Below are 15,249 nucleotides of genomic sequence, written 5' to 3' on the forward strand. Positions count from 1 at the left end.
CAACTATGTCGAGCATATGCGCGTCAACGATCCTGACCAGACGCCGATGACCTACGAGGCGTTTTTCCGCGATCGCCAGGATGCCCGCTACGGCGGTAAAGGCGGCGCGAAGTGCTGTTAACCCTCTTTCGGTAAGTAGAGGCTGATCTGCTCCTGCTTACAGCCATAAATGGCCGCCAGCTTTTCGCGGGTGCGTTTTTGCGGGCGGGAATCCACGGCTTCCAGCTGTGATACGGCGGACTGGCTGATGCCCAGCTTGTCGGCCACCTCCTGCTGGGACAGGCCGCGGTAGATGCGCCAGGCCGCCTGCAGGCTGACATTTTCGCTATGCATTACGTTGCAGACCTCTCCCGGCAAGCCAACACTATCGTAGATATCTGATTCGTATGGAATGTCTTCCCATTCGCTTTCATCGTCGTCATCCTGCTCCAGCATGGCTAAGCGCATGCGAAGATAGTCCCTGTACGGAATGACGGCATATTGCGTTTTTCCCTCTTCATCCTTAATCAACTGCACAGTCATATTCCATCTGCTCCTCATGAAGATAGGTGGTTGTTGTTCGACGCTTAACGGATACCACATAACAGGTATCATTTTGCTGATTCTCAAGGGTGTAGATGACCCTGTAATCACCCACCCGCAATCGATGGTGGTTTTCGGGTGAGGACAATTTTTTAATATCTGCCACGGGAGCGGCGTGGTCATCCAGACTCGCCAGCCTGCGTGCAATGCGCCAGCGATAGCGGGGATCGATTTTCGCTAACTGTTTCTCCGCGGTTTTTGACCAGACAATCTTCATCCGTACCTCCACTGTACGCCCACATGAAATATAAGGAAATAATAAGATTATTAGATAAATTCCGAATGTCTTATGGGGTACTGTAGGGCGAGGGGGAGAGCGGAAAAAGCGGCAAAAGTGAGTTTGTCGAGGCGGGTCAAAAACGCCTCTGCCGGACGACAGAGGCATACATCAGTTCTGCGAGCAGGCGTCAGGCGTTCAGCCCGCCGTCCACGTCCAGGCCGGTGCCGGAGATCTGCCCGGCGGCGGGGCTGGCAAGGAAGGTCACCGCGGCGGCGACATCCTCTGCCTGCCCGTAGTGCCCGAGGGCAATAAGCTGACGCTGGGCGGGCGCCTGCTCGCCATCTTCCGGGTTCATATCACTGTGGGTGGGGCCAGGGTGGACCAGGTTGACGGTGATCCCGCGTGGTCCGAGATCGCGCGCCAGCCCGCGGGTCAGGGAGTTAAGTGCCGATTTGGTCATGGAGTAAACGGCGATGCCCGGCTGGGCGACGCGGTTCGCCAGACAGCTGCCGATGTTGATGATGCGCCCGCCGTCGGACATGTGAACCAGCGCCTCCTGAATGGCGATCACCACCCCGCGAATATTGACGTTGATAAGGGCATCAATGTCCGCCAGGGTCATCGTCTCCAGCGGACCACCGCGCGCAATCCCGGCGTTGTTCACCAGAATATCCAGCCCGCCAAGGCTTCGCGCCGCCTGGGTGACGGCATCCTGAATCGCCTGAGCGCTGGCACTGTCGGCCTGGATCGCCTCGGCGTGCCGCCCCAGCGCGCGGATCTCATCCGCGACGGCCTGGGCTTTATCGGCGGATTTCTCATAGGTGATAACCACATCGGCACCGGCGCGTGCCAGGGAGAGCGCAATGGCACGGCCTATCCCACGACTGGCACCGGTAACCAGCGCCTTTTTACCTGTTAAATCGATCTGCATGATGACCTCGTTACGAGAGTGGTGATGATCATCATTAGGTATAGAGGGCCAGTTCCCGGCGTCAATGCGCCGGGTGGCTGAAGTTTTCCACTTTTTCAAACGCGGCGCGCAGAACCTCCGGCGTCAGGGCGATCGGCAGGGCATGGATCGACTCTACCGGGCGCAGGGTATGGGCGATCACCTGGTCCAGCGCCTCGCGGTTATGGATGTCCACTTCCAGCTCACGCAAGGTGGTGGGCAGGTTAAAGCGCTGGTAGGCCGCGACCAGCTCGCGCAGCACATCATCCTGGCCGAGCAGGGCGCTCTGCACCAGGATCCCGTACGCCACCTTGGTGCCGTGGAGGAATGGCGCGGTCTGCGGCAGCACCGTTAAGCCGTTATGCACCGCATGCGCTGCCGCCACGCGGGTGTAGCGCTCCCCGAGCCCGCCGACCATGCCGCCACCGGCGATAATGGCATCCACCACGTCATGAAACTCACGTGTCACCTCGCGCCGCGTCTGGTCGGCTAACGCCTGCTCGCTGTGCGCCAGCAGCACGTCGCGGATCGCCAGCGCCCCGTTAATGCCGAGCCTCACCGTCAGCGGGAGGTGTTCGGGCTCAGGGGCCAGTACCACCGCTTCATACCATTTCGCCAGCGTGTCGCCGATCCCCGCCAGCAGGTACTCTGCCGGGGCGTTGAGGACGATCTCGGGCTCGACGAGCACCAGATAGTTGGCATCGTCAAAGATCTCAAAATGGAGCGCCTGCCCGGCGTCGTTGTACCACACCGACAGCGGGGTCCATGCCGCGCAGGTGGCCGCGATGGTGGGAATAGCCACCAGCGGCAGACCCAGACGGCGGGCCACCGCTTTAGCGGTATCCAGCAGCGCGCCGCCGCCGACGCCAATCACCACGCTGCGATCCGCGCCGGAGGCTTCTGCAAGCTGATTCACATCGTGCTTGCTGCAGTGGCCTTTAAAGAGCAGCCGTTTTGCTCCGGCAGCGTCAAAACTGTCCGGCAGGAACGGACGGGCCCCGGCCAGGGCGCGTTCACCGTAGATCCATACCGCCCTGGAGAGTTGCTCCGGGGTAAAAAAATCGTCCAGGCGAGCCAGAGCGCCGCGGTGGGAGTAGTAGTTTGCCGGGCCGGGAACGACGCGGATGTCAGTGTTGCTCATAAGGGTTTCCTTTTTGCGAAGCGCTAACCTGATGTTATGTCTGGACATCCGGATGGCTAATACTATTTTGCTTTATCTTATGCTTTTTCCGTCGTTGCCAGCCAGCCAGTGCTGTGAAAAATTCTATAAATCAAAAGATTAATACAGGATTGCAGCGGATGATAACCAGTCGCCTCGAGATGCGCGGCATCAGCCTGGCTTTTTCTGGCTTTCAGGCGTTGTCGCAGGTGGATTTCACCCTGACGGGCGGATCGGTGCACGCGCTCACGGGCGCGAACGGCGCCGGGAAATCCACGCTGATGGCGGTGCTGTGCGGGACGCACGCCCACTATGCGGGCGAAATCAGCATCAACAATCAGCCCGTCATCATTCGTGAGCCGGTGGAGGCCAAACAGCTGGGTATCCACCTGGTGCAGCAGGAGGTGGACGTGGCGCTGATCCCCGGCCTCAGCATCGCAGAAAACATCATGCTCGACCATCTGGCGCAGCCGGGACACCGCTTTCGCTGGGGCGCGATGCGGGAGCAGGCCCGGCAGGCGCTGGCGCAGCTCGACGTCTCCCTCGACGTGCGACGTTCCATCGACAGTTGCACCCTGGCGGAGAAGCAGCAAATTTTGCTGGCGCGGGCGCTCTCCCATCACTGCCGCTTCCTTATTCTCGACGAACCTACCGCACCGCTGGATGCCCACGAAAGCGAGCGGCTGTTCACGGTTGTGCGCCGCCTGCAACAGCAGGGGATTGGGGTGGTCTTTATCTCCCACCGCATCCATGAGCTGAAGGCGATCTGCGACACCTTAACGGTGCTGCGTGACGGCAAGCTGATTGAGTCCGGCCCGATGGCCGATCTCAGCGGGGAGGCGATTGTCGAGAAGATGCTCGGCCATGCGCTGACCGATATCTACCCCCCTGCGCGACCAAAGCACAGCGTCGAAACGCTGCTGCGGGTGGAAGGGCTGCACGACGAAGGGCTGCTGAAGGATATCTCCCTGCATCTGCGTAAGGGGGAAATTCTCGGTATCGCCGGGCTGGCGGGGGCCGGAAAAACCGAGCTCTGCAAGGCGCTCTTTGGCGCGACCAAAAGCCAGGTGGCGAAGGGCGAGCTGAACCAGCAGCCGTGGACGCCGCGCGACCCGGCAGACTCCGTGCTACGCGGGCTGGCGCTGGTGCCGGAGGAGCGGCGTAAAGAGGGCATTTTTATCGATGAGCCGGTGAGCATGAACCTGGCTGTGTCAGCGGATAACTCCTTTTCACGCTGGAGCCTGTTTGGTCATCGCCAGGCGTGGCGCTGGGCGGAAGAGGTGATCGCCCGGGTGGGTGTGCGCACCCGCGGGCCGGGGCAGGTACTGCGCCGTCTGTCGGGTGGCAACCAGCAAAAAGTGGCGATTGGCAAGTGGCTGCGCGGCAACGCCCAGGTGCTGATCTTCGACGAGCCCACCAAAGGGGTGGACGTGAAGGCCAAAACCGATCTGTTCCAGCTTATTGACGGCCTGGCGCGGGAAGGCAAAGGGGTGATTTACGCCTCGGGCGAGTTCGCCGAACTGGTGGGGCTGTGTGACCGCATCTGCGTGCTGTGGGACGGGCGCATTGTGGCGGAAGTGGACGGGGCAAGCGCCCGCGAAGAGACATTACTGTATTATTCAACCGGAGGAACGGCGTCGTGAGCAAGGCCCTTTCAGTCAACGAGGCGGTGTCTGGCCGTCAGCACATTTTCGATTTTCTCTATAAATGGGGCATGTTGCTGACGGTGGTCGCGCTGGTGGCCATTTTCGGCCTGGCGTCGGAGAACTTCCTCGACCCCAACAACATCATCAACATTCTGCGCTCCATCGCCATCGTGACGGTGATTGCCGTCGGGGTCTCCATCTCGCTGACCATCGGCGGGTTTGATCTCTCGGTGGGGTCGACGGCGTCGCTGGCGAATACGCTGGTGATCTCGCTCTTCGTCTGGCATGGCTTTGGCACCACCGAATCCATTCTCATCACTCTGGCGCTCTGCACCCTGGTGGGGCTGTTTAACGCCTTTTTGATCGTCATCCTGCGCATTCCCGACATGCTCGCTACTCTTGCCAGCCTGTTTGTGATCCAGGGGGTGGCGATGACCTACAGCTACGGCGGGTCTATCACCGAAAACATGGTCCTGCCGAGCGGCGACATGGCGGAGGGGACCATTCCGGCAGCCTTTGGCGCGCTGGGGCAGGTGCCGACCATCGTCATTATCATGCTGGCGGTGACGCTGCTGGCGCAGCTGGGGCTGTCGCTCACCACCCACGGTCGCCGGATGTATGCCATTGGCGGTAACCCGGAGGCGGCGCGCTTATCCGGGATCCGCACCACCCGCTACAAGGTGGCGGCCTATGTGATCGCTTCGCTGCTGGCGGGGCTGGGCGGGATTCTGCTCGCCTCGCGCATTGGCTCCTCGCAGGTGAATGCCGGCGGCGGCTATCTAATGGATGCGGTGGCGGCGGCGTGGATCGGCTTTTCGCTGGCGGGCTCCGGTAAACCGAACGCGCTGGGCACCCTGGTAGGGGCGGTGATCCTCGGGGTGCTCTCCAACGGGCTGGTGATGCTCTCAGTACCCTATTACGCCATGGACATTATAAAAGGGCTGGTGCTTGCGGTGGCACTGGCGATGACGTACGTACAAAAACGCTAACAACACAACGGGATAACAGAATGAAAAAAGTTGCACTCTCTTTGCTGACGCTGGGATTACTGAGTTCACTGCCGGGCTATGCGGCAACCCCTGCGCCGGTGCCGGCGGCGATTGCCAACCATGACGGGCAGATCCGCATCGCGGTGATCCGCAACCTCGGCTCCGACGACAACACCACCCAGTTTGTGGCCGGGGCGATTCAGGAAGGGAAAAAGCTCGGCTTTAAGGTCAGCACCTTTTTAAGCAACGGCGACGATGCCAAATTCCAGGACTTCGTTAACCAGGCCATCAGCCAGAAGTATGACGGGATTATTCTCTCTCAGGGGCGTGACCCGTACTCCACCGCGCTGGTGAAAAAGGCGGTGGATGCCGGGATCAAGGTGGCGGTGTTTGATACCGCGGTTAACGGCGAGATCCCGGGCGTGACGGTGACCCAGCAGGATGACGCCTCCCTGACCAACCTCTCGTTCGGCCAGCTGGTGAAGGATTTCAACGGCAAGGCCAACATCATCAAGCTGTGGGTGGCGGGCTTCCCGCCGATGGAGCGCCGTCAGACCGCTTACCAGGCGCTGCTGAAGGCGAACCCGGGCATTAAAGAGCTGGAGTCCATCGGGGCGGTATCGTCCGATGTGCAGGGCGACACCGCCAACAAGGTGGGCGCGGTGCTGGCGAAATACCCGAAAGGCAAGATCGACGCTATCTGGGGCACCTGGGATGCCTTCAGCCAGGGCGCTTATAAAGCGCTGAAAGAGAATGGCCGCACCGAGATCAAACTCTACAGCATCGATATCTCCAACCAGGATCTGCAGCTGATGCGCGAAGCGGGCAGCCCGTGGGTGGTGAGCGTGGCGGTCGATCCGAAGCTGATTGGCGCGACGAACGTGCGTCTGATCGCCAATAAAATTGCCGGAGAAGCGACGCCTGCGACCTATGACTTTAAAGCCGCGGCTATTCCGCAGGCGCTGCTGTCGGCCCAGCCGGGTGCGGTGAACGTGGCCTCTTTAGGCAAAATCATTCCAGGCTGGGGCCAGACCGACGATTTTATCGCCCCATGGTTCGCGACGCTGGAAGCGAAGGCTAAATAAACTTTGCCGGGTGGCGGCTGCGCCTTACCCGTCCTACGGACAGTAGGCCCGGTAAGCGCAGCGCCACCGGGCAACAGGAGGTTGCGTGACCGCATTACCCACCCCCGAATACAGCCGCAATATGCGCTTAATCGGCCACAGCGACCAGGGCGGACGCCCGGACGGCGTGCAACTGATGGTGCATCGCGGCTTCGCCTATATTGGGCATATGGTGTCGCAGGGCTTTTCCATCGTCGACGTGCGCGATCCGAAGAACCCGAAGGCGGCGGGCTATGTGCCTGCACCGCCGGGCACCTGGAACGTGCATCTGCAGGCCCATGACGATCTGCTGCTGGTGATCAACGCCCGGGATCTGTTTGCCGATGCCCGCTTTGCTGACGAAAAGGTCTACTACACCCGCCAGGTGGGGGAGACGGTCAGCGACGTGCAGGACAAAGGCTGGAGCGCCGGGCTGCGCATCTTTGATATCTCCACTCCGGATAAACCGCGGGAAATCAGCTTCCTGTCGCTAAGCGGCATCGGCATTCACCGCATCTGGTACGTGGGCGGACGCTGGGCCTACGTCTCGGCGCTGATCGACGGCTTTACCGATTACATTTTCCTGACCATCGATCTGGCGGACCCGCGCAAACCCGAAGTGGCGGGGCGCTGGTGGCTGCCGGGGATGAACCAGGCGGCAGGGGAGACCCCCAACTGGCCGGAAGGCAAACGCTACGCCCTGCATCACGCCATCATCGCCGGGGATACTGCATACGGCAGCTGGCGCGACGGCGGCCTGACCTTGCTGGATGTAAAGGATCGCAGCCAGCCGAAATTGATCAGCCATCGCAACTGGAGCCCGCCGTTTGGTGGCGGCACCCACACCGCGCTGCCGCTGCCGGACCGGGATCTGCTGGTGGTGCTGGATGAAGCGGTGCTCGACAATCAGGAGGATGGCGAGAAGCTGATCTGGCTTTTTGATATTCGCGAGCCGTCGAACCCGGTCAGCATCGCGACCTTCCCGCAGCCAAACGAGCGGGATTATGTGGCGAAAGGGGCGCATTTCGGGCCGCACAATTTGCATGAGAACCGCCCCGGGAGCTTTGTCAGCTCAACGCTGATTTTTGCCACCTACCAGAACGCCGGGGTGCGCGCCTATGATATCTCCGATCCCTATCGTCCGGTGGAAACCGGGGCGCTGGTGCCTGCCGCACCGGAGAAAATGATGGATACGCGACCCAACCGCCCGCTGGTGATCCAGTCCTGCGATCTGTTTGTCGATGCCCAGGGGATTATCTACAGCACCGACTACAACGGCGGGCTGTCGGTAATTGAGTATTTAGGTTGAGTTTTTGCCGGGTGGCGGCTTCGCCTTACCGGGCCTACATTCGAATCGTAGGCCCGGTAAGCGTTAGCGCCACCGGGCAAACAGACCGCACCTAACTGTACTGACGCACCCGCGCCACCAGCTCATCCACGCTGTCGATACGGTCGGCAATGACGATTAACGCTTTACCGAGCGTAATGGCGTGGCGCAGGCATTCGTGGCGCATCTCGTCATCACGGATGGTGTCGATATCCGCCACGTGTGACAGGCCCACGCTGCGGCGGATCAGCTCGGTGCCGCAGAAGCCAATCGCGTCGTGCCAGACCTTTTTCAGAAACGCGCTGGCATAACCCGGCACGCTGAGCGCCGCATCGCGGGATTTCTCCGTTGCCAGCTCCTGGAAACGTTCCGCGAAGGTATTCCAGAGTTCCTGGATATCGATCAGGCGCTGTTCACGCCCGGCCGCTGCATCCCGGATGCCAAGGTGGCCCGGCAGGCCGCAGAAGTTCAGCAGCAGGTTGCCGATGGCGGTACCGATATCAAATCCAATCGGGCCGAAATAACCGAACTCGGCGTCAATGGCTTTCAGGCTGCCCTCGGCGACAAAAATCGAGCCGCTGTGAATGTCGCCGTGCAGCAGCGCTTCGGCCTGGGAGAAGAAGCGGTGTTTCAGGGCGGCGACGGCAATTTTCAACTGGGCATCTTCGCGCAGGGCGGCCACATCACTTTCCAGCGCCGCCGGGTAGTTATTACGCGCGTGGATCTGGTACGGATCGTTGAAGAAGAGATCTTCGGTGATCTCGCACATCGCCGGGTTGAGGAACTTCGCCACCTGCGCTTTTTTGGTATGCGGGTGCAGGTAAAAATCGCTGGTGTGGAACAGGGCGTGAGCGAGGTACTCCCCCAGCTGACGTGCTGCCTGGGGGTAAAACACATTGTTAATCAGCTCCCCGCGCCAGATCTTATGGCTGGAGAGATCTTCCATCACCATCACCGCCAGATCCGGGTCGAAGTGGTGGATTTTGACCGTATGCTGCGGGCTGTGCTGATAGTGCCCCACCAGAGTTTGCGCTTCGAGGCGGGCGCGATCCAGCGTCAGCGGCCAGGACTCTCCCACGCAGCGCACGTAGGGCAGGGCCTGCTTAACGATGATGCGGCTGACGCCCTGGTTATCGAAAATTTTAAACACCAGATTGAGGTTACCGTCGCCTACCTCCTGCGCCTCTACCAGCGAGGCGGGATCGTCGAGGCCGCCAAACTGTTGGGCATACGCTACGGCGTCCTGAGCGGTAAAGGTATGGTATTGCGACATTGCCTGTTCCTCATCTGTTCCGGTAATAAAGACATTTAGACGTCTATACATCTGAATTTTATCCTGACACAATGTGCTACAACAACGCAACAGAGAATTAACGACATGCAGAGATTACAGACGACCAGCCTGCGGGTGACGGAAAATCAGCTATTTATTCTCGACCAACAGGCGCTTCCGCAGGAGAAACGCTGGCTGGATGCGACAACGGTAGAGGCGCTGGTGGGACATATTCACGCCCTGCGCGTGCGGGGCGCGCCGCTGATTGGGCTTTCTGCCAGCCTGCTGTTGGCGCTGCTGGCGGAAAACGGCCATAGCCGGGATGAACTGGCGGTGGCGCTGGAGACGCTGCGCGCCTCGCGTCCGACCGCGGTCAACCTGATGAACAATCTCGACCGTATGAAACTGGCGCTGTGGCAGGAGGATTTTGTCCCGGCGCTGGTGGCAGAGGCGCTGCGCCTGATCGACGAAGATAAGCAGCTCTGCGACGCGATTGCCCATGCAGGCAGCGCGCTGGTGAAGCCCGGCAGCCGCCTGCTCACCCATTGCAATACCGGTGGCCTGGCGACCGCCGGTGTGGGCACCGCGCTGGGGGTGATTGCCCTTGCCCATCAGCAGGGCAAGGTCAGCAACGTCTGGGTGGATGAGACCCGTCCGCTGTTGCAGGGCGGCAGGCTGACGGCCTGGGAGCTGGGTGAGCTGGGCGTGCCGTATAGTCTGATCACCGATTCAATGGCCGCCAGCCTGATGGCCAAAGGCCAGGTGGACGCGGTATGGGTGGGAGCGGATCGCATTGCCGCTAACGGCGATGTGGCGAACAAAATCGGCACCTACTCCCTGGCGGTACTGGCGAAATTCCACGGTATTCCGTTCTATGTGGCTGCCCCGCAAACCACGCTCGATCCGAACTGCCCGAACGGGGAGGCGATCCCCATTGAACAGCGCGATGCCCGGGAAGTGACCGGCGTGGCGGGGAGCTTCGGTGCGGTGCAGTGGGCGCCCACTGACGCACAGGTCTATAACCCGGCGTTCGACGTCACGCCAGCGTCACTGATAAGTGGGTGGGTGCTGGATACGGGCGTGGTGCGGCCGGAAGAGGTGGCGAAGGGATTTTTTGGCAAGGGTGCGGTCTGAATAATGCCGGGTGGCGCTAACGCTTACCCGGCCTGCAAACCGTTTGTAGGCCCGTGCAAGCGCAGCGCCGCCGGGCAGGGCATGGTGCTACGGCAATCTCGGATAGCTATCTGCTATCGCGTCGCCCGTAAACTGCGCCACCCAGCCTTCCGGGTTATCGAAAATCCGGATTGCGGTAAAGTTCGGCTCAGAGCCCATATCAAACCAGTGCGGCGTACCGGCGGGAACGGAGATCAGGTCGTTCTTCTCGCATAACACCTGACAGACCTGGTCGCCAATGTGCAGGCAGAACAGCCCGGCGCCTTCAACAAAGAAACGCACTTCGTCTTCGCCGTGGGTGTGTTCATTGAGAAACTTCGCCCGCAGGGCCTCTTTCTGCGGGTTATCCGCGCGCAGGCTGATGACATCCCAGCTCTGGTAGCCCTTTTCCGCCACCAGCTTATCGATGGCGTGCTGGTAGGCATTAATCACCGTCTCCGGCGACGGATCGCGGCCCAGATCGCGGTCGGCTTCCCAGCGCTCAAAGCGGACGCCGCGGGCGTTCAGCTGCTGCTGGATCGCCTCAGCGTCGGTGCTGTGCCACTCCGGCTGGCTGGCTTCTTTATCTGAATAAATGGTCAATGCGCTCATGAAGGGATCTGCTCCGGATTGATGTCGTCAAACTGATGCACCTGATGGTGATGGCTGGCCCCGTCCTCATCGCCGCGAATCAGCTGCAGGGTGCGGAAACCGGCCTGTTCCGCGGCATCCAGCTCCTGATGAATATCCGACAGGAAGAGGATCTGCGAGGGGGCTGCGCCAATCTGGGCCGCAATATTCTGATAAGACGCTACCTCGCGCTTGGCACCTATGTGGGTATCAAAATAGCCGCTGAACAGATGAGTAATATCACCTTCATCGCTGTAGCCAAATAACAGTTTCTGCGCCGCCACGGAGCCGGAGGAATAAACATAGAGATCAATGCCCTGCGCTTTCCATTTTTCGAGAGAGGGCAGAACGTCCGGATAGAGATGGCCGGTGAAGTCACCGTTGACGTAACCCTCCCGCCAGATGATCCCCTGCAACGCTTTGAGCGCTGTCGATTTGCGATCGTCATCCATAAAGGTGAACAGGGTCTCAATCAGATCCCGGGTGCTGGCCTGCGGCCGGGCAATCTCTTCGCGCAGATTGTCCAGAATGGTGTTGACCGGTTCGGCATACTGCTGGGCGTTGATAAAGGCCGCCAGCCGCTCGCGCGCATAGGGGAACAGGACATTATGGACAAAACGAATATCGCTGGTGGTGCCTTCAATATCCGTCACAATCGCGCGAATCATACTCTCTCCAGTTGTCGTAAACGCATCTCGCACTCGAACAGGAATTCGAGGCCTTCAAGGTGACGCCGGGCTTCGGCCACGTCGCGTCCCCAGCAGGTTAAGCCATGACCGCGCAGAAGAAAACCATAATTCAGCGGGCGCTCCCGGGCGTAATGGGCGATTCTCGAGGCCAGGGCGTCGATATCCTGGTCGTTATCAAACACGGCGATGGGCACCGTATCGAGGTGGCTGGTCTGGCCGCGGAGTGATTTCTGCATCTCAAAGCCGCTGAGGCGTAGCTCCGGCGCTTTCACCAGTCGGGAGAGCACCGTGGCGTTGACCGTATGCACATGCAGCACCGCGTTGGCCTCCGGGAAGAGGCGATAAATCAGAGTATGCAGGCCAGTTTCTGCGGAAGGCTTACGCCCGGAGGGGGCGCGGTTGGTGGCAATCTCAACCTGCAGGAAATCAGCGGACGTCAGGCTGCCTTTGTCTTTACCGGATTCGCTGAGCCAGCACCAGGTCTCATCCTGCCGCACGGACATATTGCCCCCGGTGGCGGGTGCCCATCCCTTTGCGCCGATCCAGTGGCAGGCATCCACCAGGGCTGTGAGTCGCAGGTCGTCTGTCATCTTCCTTCTTACCTCTTCGGCCAGGAATATCATTATGGTTTAGACGTCTAAGCGTCTTGATTGCCAAATACTAACATCGTGTTATAGTGGCAGCAACATATGTATTACATACAGGTCCGTCGACATGCGTAATAACCTCTTGATTCCAGACAGCAAACTTCCGGCTCTCGGCACCACGATCTTCACGCAAATGAGCGCTCTGGCGCAGCAATACAACGCCATAAATCTGTCGCAGGGTTTTCCCGATTTCGATGGCCCGGACTACCTTCAGGAACGTCTGGCCTGGCATGTGGCGAACGGTGCGAACCAGTATGCGCCGATGACGGGGGCGCAACCGCTGCGCGAAGCGATTGCCGATAAAACCGCGGAACTGTATGGCTATCAACCGGATGCTAATAGCGACATCACCGTCACCGCCGGGGCGACTGAGGCCCTCTACGCCGCAATCACCGCCCTGGTGCGTACCGGCGACGAGGTCATCTGCTTTGACCCAAGCTACGACAGCTATGCCCCGGCGATTGCGTTATCGGGTGGGGTGGTAAAGCGCGTGGCGCTCCAGCCGCCGCACTTCCGCCCGGACTGGCAGGCCTTCGCGGCACTGCTCAGTGAGAAAACCCGGCTGGTTATTTTGAACACGCCGCACAATCCCTCTGCGACGGTATGGCAGCAGGCGGATTTCGCCGCGCTCTGGCAGGCCATTGCGGAACGCGAAATCTATGTGCTGAGCGATGAAGTGTACGAGCATATCTGCTTTGCAGAGGCGGGGCATGCCAGCGTGCTTGCGCATCCGCAGCTGCGCGAGCGGGCCGTTGCCGTCTCCTCTTTTGGCAAAACGTTCCATATGACCGGCTGGAAAGTGGGGTACTGCGTGGCGCCTGCGGCGATCAGCGCCGAACTGCGTAAGGTGCATCAGTTCCTGACGTTTGCGGTCAATACCCCGGCACAGCTGGCAATTGCTGATATGCTGCGCCACCAGCCGGAACATTACCGTGAGCTGCCGGACTTTTATCGCGCCCGCCGGGATCGCTTTATCGGGGCGTTGAGTGAAAGTCGTCTGGAAATTCTGCCCTGCGAAGGGACCTATTTCCTGCTGGCGGACTACAGTGCCATCTCCGATCTGGATGACGTCAGTTTTTGCCAATGGTTAACCAAAGAGGTAGGGGTGGCGGCGATCCCGCTGTCGGTATTCTGTGCTGACCCGTTCCCGCATAAACTTATTCGCCTCTGTTTTGCCAAGCAGGAGACGACATTACTGGCGGCGGCAGAACAGCTGAACAAATTATAATAAAATAAATATAAATCAGTGGGTTCTAATACGCAGAATTATAAAATAATTTCTGCGTATTTATTTTGTAATAGTATTAACAGTGTGATTCAATTTCCATCAGACCTTGTTACTCATACTGAAAACCCTCGGCACTCACTTGCTCGACAAAAGTAGAGAATACGTTGCTATTTAATGCCGTGCGGTTATACAGCATATAAACATTCAGGGTGGGTAAGGTAAAAGGGACCTCAATTTTTTTCAGATTAAATGCCTCACGATACTGTTCATATACCGCCTCAGGCATAAAGCCAAGTAAGTTTGATGAACCTATCATCATAATCAGTGAAAAAAAGGAGTCACAGCGGAAAGCGATTTTCCTGTCCGGAAACGAGTTTTCTGCCTGCATCTGAAAGACTTTAACGCCCGGTTCTTCACTCATAAAGCAAGTGTATTTTTCCTTACTCAGTTCTTCCTGAGTGGCAACCGAGCCGATGCGCGGGTGATCCTGACGACATACCGTCACCACGGGTAAATCGAGGTAGCGAGTGCAGACAATCGACCGGTTGGCTATCGGGGCGAAAGAGAAGACCAGGTCAGCTTTACGGTAGGCTAACAGGTCTTCCGCCGAGTCGGTCGCCAGCAACATGTCGTGGTATTCAATTTCATAATTATGCTCACGCATCAACAGTTTCATCGATGCGATCAATGGGCTTCTCGTCATGACCTGCGGGCAGTAGATGACAAAGTTCTTCTTCAGCGCCGAGCCATGCATGATATTGATCGTCTGCTCGATACTATTCAGATTTTGTTCGAGATGCATATGTAAATTGACCCCCACCGTCGTCGGGGAGATGCCTTTACCGGAGCGGATAAACAGCGGATCGTTCAGCTGATTACGTAATCGTTGCAGTGACTGGCTCACCGCAGAGGGGGTAATAAATAGCGTTTCTGCTGCTTTGCTGATACTGAGATGCTGGTAAATGCACTCAAAAATCACCAACAGATTAAGGTCAAATTTTTTCAAATCGTAAAGGTTAGCCATGATTCGTCCTGAGTAAGCTCTCTGAATGGCATTATCATATAAATAATAACTATAGAAGTAAGTTTGCCATTCATCATCCATTTGATCGGATAACTTAAGATAATTTAAATTTCAACTTAATATATCATGGCTGCAAATTAATTAAATAAAGGCCGAACAATTATTATAGTAATTTTCACCATAAAAAGGCGGGCAAAAGCGTTGCTATTCCGCTGCCAGTCAGGTATTAAGGCTTACTCATCATCCTATTAAGCTGTTCCTTATTCGCCAGGCTGGCCACCTGCTGTAATTCATTCTGGCTATTCGTATAACAGCGCGCCAGCGTGGCCGCTGCGCCTGGCTTATCCATGATCCCCTATAAAATCACTCGCAAAGCGCGGGTTCGGTAAAACCTATCACAGCCATAGGTATTATTACCCTGTCAGCGAATTGCCCTTTCGTTGAGGGGGTGGTGTAATCCCCTTTGCTGTCACGACCTGACTAAAGGTCATGTAGAGCGCAACACATCGCCAGCTTCGGCTGGCACTGATGTTACCCCCGGGTAGCTCAGGTATCAGGGCCGCCGTCAAGGCGGCCTTTTTACTTTTTTAGTTCACGCAGTTTCTTGTGAAAGGTTGTTAGGTATCGCTGA

Annotated in this window: 16 protein-coding genes; 7 read left to right on the forward strand and 9 right to left on the reverse strand. The window is 58.4% G+C overall.

All coding sequences use genetic code 11. From position 1 onward, the window contains the following. On the forward strand, nt 1-121 hold a 121-nt coding region (locus WFM46_RS19505; RefSeq protein ID WP_336998305.1), incomplete at its 5' end, for a YbdD/YjiX family protein. Here WFM46_RS19505 and WFM46_RS19510 read toward each other — a convergent pair. From WFM46_RS19510 to WFM46_RS19525, 4 genes are all read right to left on the reverse strand, one after another. Next, on the reverse strand, nt 118-522 hold the full coding sequence (locus tag WFM46_RS19510) for a helix-turn-helix domain-containing protein (RefSeq protein ID WP_180210043.1): 405 nt from the start codon (nt 520-522) through the stop codon (nt 118-120). The genes WFM46_RS19505 and WFM46_RS19510 overlap by 4 nt on opposite strands. Next, the gene (locus WFM46_RS19515; protein ID WP_336998294.1) at nt 503-799 is read right to left on the reverse strand and encodes a type II toxin-antitoxin system RelE family toxin; all 297 of its coding nucleotides are present in this window, start codon (nt 797-799) and stop codon (nt 503-505) included. Before WFM46_RS19515 ends, WFM46_RS19510 begins: the two co-directional genes overlap by 20 nt. A 190-nt stretch (nt 800-989) precedes the next feature. Further along, a complete protein-coding gene (locus WFM46_RS19520) occupies nt 990-1,733 on the reverse strand; it encodes an SDR family NAD(P)-dependent oxidoreductase (RefSeq protein WP_114315651.1) in 744 nt (247 codons plus the stop codon). 61 nt (nt 1,734-1,794) lie between these two features. Further along, nucleotides 1,795-2,892 (reverse strand): oxidoreductase, encoded by a 1,098-nt coding sequence (locus WFM46_RS19525; RefSeq protein ID WP_336998295.1) that lies wholly within the window; start codon nt 2,890-2,892, stop codon nt 1,795-1,797. Nucleotides 2,893-3,050: 158 nt separating this feature from the next. On the opposite strand from WFM46_RS19525, the gene WFM46_RS19530 reads away from it, so the two are divergent. From WFM46_RS19530 to WFM46_RS19545, 4 genes are all read left to right on the forward strand, one after another. After that, on the forward strand, nt 3,051-4,553 hold the full coding sequence (locus tag WFM46_RS19530) for a sugar ABC transporter ATP-binding protein (RefSeq protein ID WP_336998296.1): 1,503 nt from the start codon (nt 3,051-3,053) through the stop codon (nt 4,551-4,553). Then, nucleotides 4,550-5,545 carry an ABC transporter permease gene (locus WFM46_RS19535; protein ID WP_336998297.1) on the forward strand — a complete coding sequence of 332 codons (996 nt, stop codon included), beginning with the start codon at nt 4,550-4,552 and terminating at the stop codon, nt 5,543-5,545. The genes WFM46_RS19530 and WFM46_RS19535 overlap by 4 nt, the downstream gene beginning before the upstream one ends. Before the next feature lie 20 nt (nt 5,546-5,565). After that, entirely contained in the window at nt 5,566-6,630 is a 1,065-nt protein-coding gene (locus WFM46_RS19540) for a sugar ABC transporter substrate-binding protein (RefSeq protein WP_156654080.1), read from the forward strand. An 85-nt stretch (nt 6,631-6,715) separates the two neighbouring features. After that, nucleotides 6,716-7,957 carry an LVIVD repeat-containing protein gene (locus tag WFM46_RS19545; RefSeq protein WP_336998298.1) on the forward strand — a complete coding sequence of 414 codons (1,242 nt, stop codon included), beginning with the start codon at nt 6,716-6,718 and terminating at the stop codon, nt 7,955-7,957. Between the two features lie 91 nt (nt 7,958-8,048). Here the strand turns inward: WFM46_RS19545 and mtnK are convergent, their stop codons facing one another. Beyond that, complete coding sequence (mtnK, locus tag WFM46_RS19550; protein WP_336998299.1) at nt 8,049-9,248, reverse strand: S-methyl-5-thioribose kinase; 1,200 nt, start codon at nt 9,246-9,248, stop codon at nt 8,049-8,051. 105 nt (nt 9,249-9,353) lie between these two features. Between mtnK and mtnA the strand changes: the two genes are divergently transcribed. Further along, on the forward strand, nt 9,354-10,382 hold the full coding sequence (mtnA, locus tag WFM46_RS19555; protein ID WP_336998300.1) for an S-methyl-5-thioribose-1-phosphate isomerase: 1,029 nt from the start codon (nt 9,354-9,356) through the stop codon (nt 10,380-10,382). Between the two features lie 87 nt (nt 10,383-10,469). Here the strand turns inward: mtnA and WFM46_RS19560 are convergent, their stop codons facing one another. The 3 genes from WFM46_RS19560 to WFM46_RS19570 are packed head-to-tail and all read right to left on the reverse strand — an operon-like array spanning nt 10,470 to nt 12,309. Further along, nucleotides 10,470-11,012, reverse strand: coding sequence for a 1,2-dihydroxy-3-keto-5-methylthiopentene dioxygenase (locus tag WFM46_RS19560; RefSeq protein ID WP_156654082.1), 543 nt, complete (start codon nt 11,010-11,012; stop codon nt 10,470-10,472). Continuing rightward, nucleotides 11,009-11,698 carry an acireductone synthase gene (mtnC, locus tag WFM46_RS19565; RefSeq protein WP_336998301.1) on the reverse strand — a complete coding sequence of 230 codons (690 nt, stop codon included), beginning with the start codon at nt 11,696-11,698 and terminating at the stop codon, nt 11,009-11,011. Before mtnC ends, WFM46_RS19560 begins: the two co-directional genes overlap by 4 nt. Further along, nucleotides 11,695-12,309 carry a methylthioribulose 1-phosphate dehydratase gene (locus tag WFM46_RS19570; protein ID WP_336998302.1) on the reverse strand — a complete coding sequence of 205 codons (615 nt, stop codon included), beginning with the start codon at nt 12,307-12,309 and terminating at the stop codon, nt 11,695-11,697. The genes mtnC and WFM46_RS19570 overlap by 4 nt, the downstream gene beginning before the upstream one ends. A 124-nt stretch (nt 12,310-12,433) precedes the next feature. Between WFM46_RS19570 and WFM46_RS19575 the strand changes: the two genes are divergently transcribed. Then, the gene (locus WFM46_RS19575) at nt 12,434-13,594 is read left to right on the forward strand and encodes a pyridoxal phosphate-dependent aminotransferase (protein ID WP_336998303.1); all 1,161 of its coding nucleotides are present in this window, start codon (nt 12,434-12,436) and stop codon (nt 13,592-13,594) included. Between the two features lie 109 nt (nt 13,595-13,703). On the opposite strand, the gene citR is transcribed toward WFM46_RS19575, so the two are convergent. Then, complete coding sequence (citR, locus tag WFM46_RS19580) at nt 13,704-14,618, reverse strand: DNA-binding transcriptional repressor CitR (RefSeq protein ID WP_336998304.1); 915 nt, start codon at nt 14,616-14,618, stop codon at nt 13,704-13,706. Nucleotides 14,619-15,249: the final 631 nt, after the last annotated feature.

The organism is Leclercia sp. M50 (genome assembly GCF_037150775.1).
GTDB lineage: Bacteria > Pseudomonadota > Gammaproteobacteria > Enterobacterales > Enterobacteriaceae > Enterobacter.

Coding starts and splice junctions, on each gene's coding strand:
- WFM46_RS19510 (WP_180210043.1), bottom strand. CDS start 522: ATGACTGTGCAGTTGATTAAGGATGAAGAGGGAAAAACGCAATATGCC.
- WFM46_RS19515 (WP_336998294.1), bottom strand. CDS start 799: ATGAAGATTGTCTGGTCAAAAACCGCGGAGAAACAGTTAGCGAAAATC.
- WFM46_RS19520 (WP_114315651.1), bottom strand. CDS start 1,733: ATGCAGATCGATTTAACAGGTAAAAAGGCGCTGGTTACCGGTGCCAGT.
- WFM46_RS19525 (WP_336998295.1), bottom strand. CDS start 2,892: ATGAGCAACACTGACATCCGCGTCGTTCCCGGCCCGGCAAACTACTAC.
- WFM46_RS19530 (WP_336998296.1), top strand. CDS start 3,051: ATGATAACCAGTCGCCTCGAGATGCGCGGCATCAGCCTGGCTTTTTCT.
- WFM46_RS19540 (WP_156654080.1), top strand. CDS start 5,566: ATGAAAAAAGTTGCACTCTCTTTGCTGACGCTGGGATTACTGAGTTCA.
- mtnK (WP_336998299.1), bottom strand. CDS start 9,248: ATGTCGCAATACCATACCTTTACCGCTCAGGACGCCGTAGCGTATGCC.
- mtnA (WP_336998300.1), top strand. CDS start 9,354: ATGCAGAGATTACAGACGACCAGCCTGCGGGTGACGGAAAATCAGCTA.
- WFM46_RS19560 (WP_156654082.1), bottom strand. CDS start 11,012: ATGAGCGCATTGACCATTTATTCAGATAAAGAAGCCAGCCAGCCGGAG.
- mtnC (WP_336998301.1), bottom strand. CDS start 11,698: ATGATTCGCGCGATTGTGACGGATATTGAAGGCACCACCAGCGATATT.
- WFM46_RS19570 (WP_336998302.1), bottom strand. CDS start 12,309: ATGACAGACGACCTGCGACTCACAGCCCTGGTGGATGCCTGCCACTGG.
- WFM46_RS19575 (WP_336998303.1), top strand. CDS start 12,434: ATGCGTAATAACCTCTTGATTCCAGACAGCAAACTTCCGGCTCTCGGC.
- citR (WP_336998304.1), bottom strand. CDS start 14,618: ATGGCTAACCTTTACGATTTGAAAAAATTTGACCTTAATCTGTTGGTG.